The organism is Amycolatopsis rhizosphaerae (genome assembly GCF_007713715.1).
GTDB classification, from domain to species: domain Bacteria; phylum Actinomycetota; class Actinomycetes; order Mycobacteriales; family Pseudonocardiaceae; genus Amycolatopsis_E; species Amycolatopsis_E rhizosphaerae.
Genome location: NZ_VJWX01000598.1, coordinates 1 through 3,944 on the forward strand (window position 1 = coordinate 1; position 3,944 = coordinate 3,944).

A 3,944-nucleotide genomic window follows, 5' to 3' on the forward strand; every position below is an offset into this window, starting at 1 on the left:
CGTGTCCACCTCGGCGAGGCCGAGGCGTCCGGCCTCGGCCTCCGGTGTCGCCCAGGTCAACGTGTACCGGGTTTCCCCGCCCCCCGCCGTGCTGAGCAGGGTGCCCGCGGACTGGTCCACCAGCGGAGCCGCGCCGTCCACGCTCACCGGGTTCGGCTGGCTGGGCAGCCAGGGGCCGGAGGAGTCCGGCAACCGGACCTCAGCACTGTCCACAGTGGAGCCCGGAGCCGCGGTGAGGCGGGTGCCCATGCGCTGCAACCGCGTGTCGGCCGACCAGGTGGCTCCGTCGAACTCGTCCAGCACGACCAGCCGCCACCGGCCGACGGCCGCGTCGCTGCGGTAGCGGAACACCTCCTGGCCGGGATCGGCCAGCCGGGACGCGATCTCGTCGAGCGGGTTGGTGAGCCCCCCGGGCGGCGGGGGCGCCGGGTGGCCGTCGGCGAGGCGGTACGGCTCGCGGCCCGCCGGATCGAGGCCGCCGAGGGCGACGGCTCCGGCGAGAACCCCGATCACGGTGGGGAGGGCCAGCATGACGCCCGCCCACGACGGCCGCCGGACCGCGCCGGACCGGGCGGACCGGGTGGACCGGGTGGACCGGGTGGATCGGGCGGACCGGGTGGCGCGGCCCGCCCACAGCAGCAGCCCGGCCGGGGCCAGGTAGGCCAGTGCGGCCAGCATCGCGGTGACACCGGTGAGGGCCTGGTACGCCTGGGCGAGCCCGGCCACGGCCAGGCTCGGCAGCAACGCCGGGAGCGGTTTGCGCAGCCGGAGGAGGATTTCCAGGCCGAGTGCCACCGCGAGCAGTACCGCCAGCGGGACGAACAGCACCTGTTCGGCGTCCGGCCGGGCGGGCAGGGTCGACTGCAGGGTGAGCAGCCAGCCCCGCGTCAGCCCGCGGCCGAGGCTGCTCAGCGTGGCCGCGGTGGGCAGCCCACCGGTGGTGGTCGCGAACAGCACGGATTCGACCAGCCCGAGCAGACCGGTCGCGAGCACGAGGATCGGCCGCCACGGCACCAGTGCCGTCCGTCGTGCGCACAACTCGTAACAGCCGTAGCCGAGGAGCGCGACCACGAGCAGCGGGACCACCAGTGCGGCCAGGCCGAACACCGGCGTGAACAGCAGCCCGGACACCACCGTGGCGCCGAGCAGCCCGGCGACCCCGGCGGCGTCAGGACGGGACATGTGCTCGTTCACCGGACCCCCACGGCATTCCATTTCGCCACGGCCTCGGCCGCGTTCCCTGCGGTGATCACCCCGGCGCTCCCCGAGGCCGCCCGCGTGCCGCCGAGCCGGATCACCGTGTCCGGCCGCCATCGGCTCGCCGTGCCGAGTTCGGTGTCCCGGCCGGTGACCACGACCAGTGCGCCGCCCGGCCGCGCCCCCGTGATCAGCGAAGCGGGGACGAGCGGCGCGTCCTCCGCCGCGTTCCGGGCGACCAGGCACAGTTCGTCCAGCAGCACCCTGGCCACCCGCAGGCCGCTGTCGACCGGGGTGCTGGTGCCGCTGGAGGTGATCAGGCGGCAGTACTGTCCCTCCGCCGCCGCGGCGTACAGCAGCGAGGCCGCCACCTCGACGGCCTCCTCGAATTCCTCCGCGCTCAGCGCGGCGGGCCTGGTATCCAGCACCACGGTGAAGCGCGGCTGGGCCGGATCGGCGTATTCGCGCACCATGAGCCGCCCGGTCCGCGCGGTGGCCTTCCAGTGCAGGTAGCGGACTTCGTCGCCGATCACGTACTCCCGGACCGCGAGCAGGTCCACCGAACCGCGCAGGGGCGGGTCGGTGATCGGCCCGTCGTGGTGATGGCGAGGATGCCCCTCCCTCGCCGGATGAACCGGGTGGAGCCGGGGATACGACCAGAGGTATGCGGTGCTGCCCACCCTCGCCTCGCCGCGGGCGAGGCCGAAGGGGTCGGACCGGTTCAGCACCAGCGGTCCCACCGGGAGCCTGCCGCGCGAGGCGGTCGGAAGCTCGTAGTGGTAGGTGGCCGCGGCACCGGGAGCGAGCGGGCGGACCGCGACCTCGTGCACTTCGGACCCGACGCGGTCGTCGGCGGCGAAGCCGCCGTGCCGTCGCCCGGTCCCGTTGCGGACGACCAGGGTGGCCAGCGCGGGACGGCCCCGTTCGATCCGGTCCGGGTAGACGGACCGGGTGACCTCGACCTTCGGCCGGAACCGGGTGAGGGCCACCGCCGCGGCCACGGCCCCCAACGCGATCCCGGCGATCGCGCGGAACAGGGTGTATCCGGCCAGTTCGCCCAGGAGGTAACAGCAGGCGGCCCCGGCGAGAACGGCGAAGCCGCGGCGGGTCAGCCGCACCGCTACCGTCCGATCGCGACAGTAGGCGCGGCGGTGTCGGCCAGCAGTTCGTCCACCACTTCCCGGGTGTTCCGCTGGTTGAGCTCCGCCTCCGGGGTGAGCACGAGGCGATGGCCGAGCACCGGGTGCGCCACGTCCTTCACGTCGTCCGGGGTCACGAAGTCGCGGCCGTGGGTCGCGGCGAGGGCCTGTGCCGCGCGGATCAGCGCGATGCTGCCGCGCGGGCTGGCACCGTACCGGATGGCCGGATGGGTCCGGCTGGCGGCGGCCAGCCGGACCGCGTAGGAGACGATTTCCGGCGCCAGATGGGACTGGCGGACCTGGGCGATCACCTGCTGCACGTCGTCGATGCCGAGCACCGGCCGCACCTCGTCCGGGCTGATCCCGGCGCAGTCACCCAGCACCACCAGCACCTCGGCGTCGTGTTGCGGATAGCCGATCGACAGGCGCATCAGGAACCGGTCCAGCTGGGCCTCGGGCAGGCGGTAGGTGCCCTCCATCTCGATCGGGTTCTGGGTGGCCACCACCAGAAACGGCCGCGGGACCTCCTGGCTGACCGAGTCGACGGTCACCCGGCGCTCCGCCATCACTTCGAGCAGGGCGGCCTGGGTCTTCGGCGTCCCCCGGTTGATTTCGTCGGCCAGCACCACGTTGGCGAAGATCCCGCCAGGGTGGAACTGGAACTGCTCGGCGTTCTGGTGGTAGACCATCACGCCGGTGATGTCGCCGGGCAGGAGGTCCGGGGTGAACTGGATCCGGTTCCAGCGGCCCCCGATGCTCGCCGCGATGCACCGCGCCAGCGTCGTCTTCCCGACGCCCGGCACGTCCTCGATCAGCAGGTGGCCCTCGGCGAACAGGGCGGCCACGGCCAGCCGGACGGTGTCCGGATGGCCGCGCAGCACCGTCTGCACGTTGTCGGCGATGAGGTCATAAGCCGCTTTGGGCGTGGGAGTCACGACGTACCTTTCTTGCGTTTCGCCGCTTTTTGCGGCCCAGCAGCGCCGGGAAGAACCAGAACACGAAGTTCCACTGGGGAGTGCCCGTCCAGCTGTCCGTGGCGCTGCCCGCCGAATTCTTGATCGTGACCTTGATCGTGATGGCACCGGCCCACAGGACGTTCGAGATGGTCAACTGGGTGGGACCGGAACAGGGCGTCCAGGGGGACGTGACACCCACGAAGCTCGCCTGGCAGGTCGCGGCGCCGCCCTTGCCGTCGGCGTTGACGTTCACGAGCAGGGCGTTCGTGCTGCGCACACTGGTGATCTTCACGGTGGGCGGTCCCGTCGCCACGGCGGCCTTCGCCGAGCCGGGGCTTCCGGTGAGCACCGCCGAACCGGCCCCTCCGTAGCGGGTGACCGCGCGGACCGTGAAGGTGACCGATCCGGTCAGCCCCTGGTAGGACGTGGTCGTGCCGGACACCGAGCGGTCGCCCTGGCCCGAGGCGCTCACCACGTAGTGGTCCAGGGTGGCCCCGTAGAGGTTCGGGGTGGTCCAGCTGACCGAAATCCCGCCGGAGCCCGCGGTCGCGGTGACCCTCGGCGCATCCGCCGCGCGCCCCGGCACCACCGCGCCGGCGCTGACCGCCGCCCCGCGGCCCGCCGAGTTCTCCGCGGCCACGGTGATCACGTA

At 73.0% G+C, this 3,944-nt stretch carries 3 protein-coding genes and 1 pseudogene; all 4 read right to left on the minus strand.

What is annotated here, in order from left to right:
- A partial coding sequence (locus tag FNH05_RS33885; protein WP_222426788.1) for a TgpA N-terminal domain-containing protein occupies positions 1 to 1,182 on the minus strand: 1,182 nt, incomplete at its 3' end.
- An 8-nt stretch (positions 1,183 to 1,190) separates the two neighbouring features.
- Entirely contained in the window at positions 1,191 to 2,315 is a 1,125-nt protein-coding gene (locus FNH05_RS33890; RefSeq protein ID WP_144592934.1) for a DUF58 domain-containing protein, read from the minus strand.
- Between the two features lie 2 nt (positions 2,316 to 2,317).
- Positions 2,318 to 3,271 (minus strand): AAA family ATPase, encoded by a 954-nt coding sequence (locus FNH05_RS33895; protein ID WP_144592935.1) that lies wholly within the window; start codon positions 3,269 to 3,271, stop codon positions 2,318 to 2,320.
- A pseudogene (locus tag FNH05_RS33900) lies at positions 3,243 to 3,944 on the minus strand (fibronectin type III domain-containing protein); the annotation flags it as partial. The gene FNH05_RS33895 and the pseudogene FNH05_RS33900, both read right to left, overlap by 29 nt.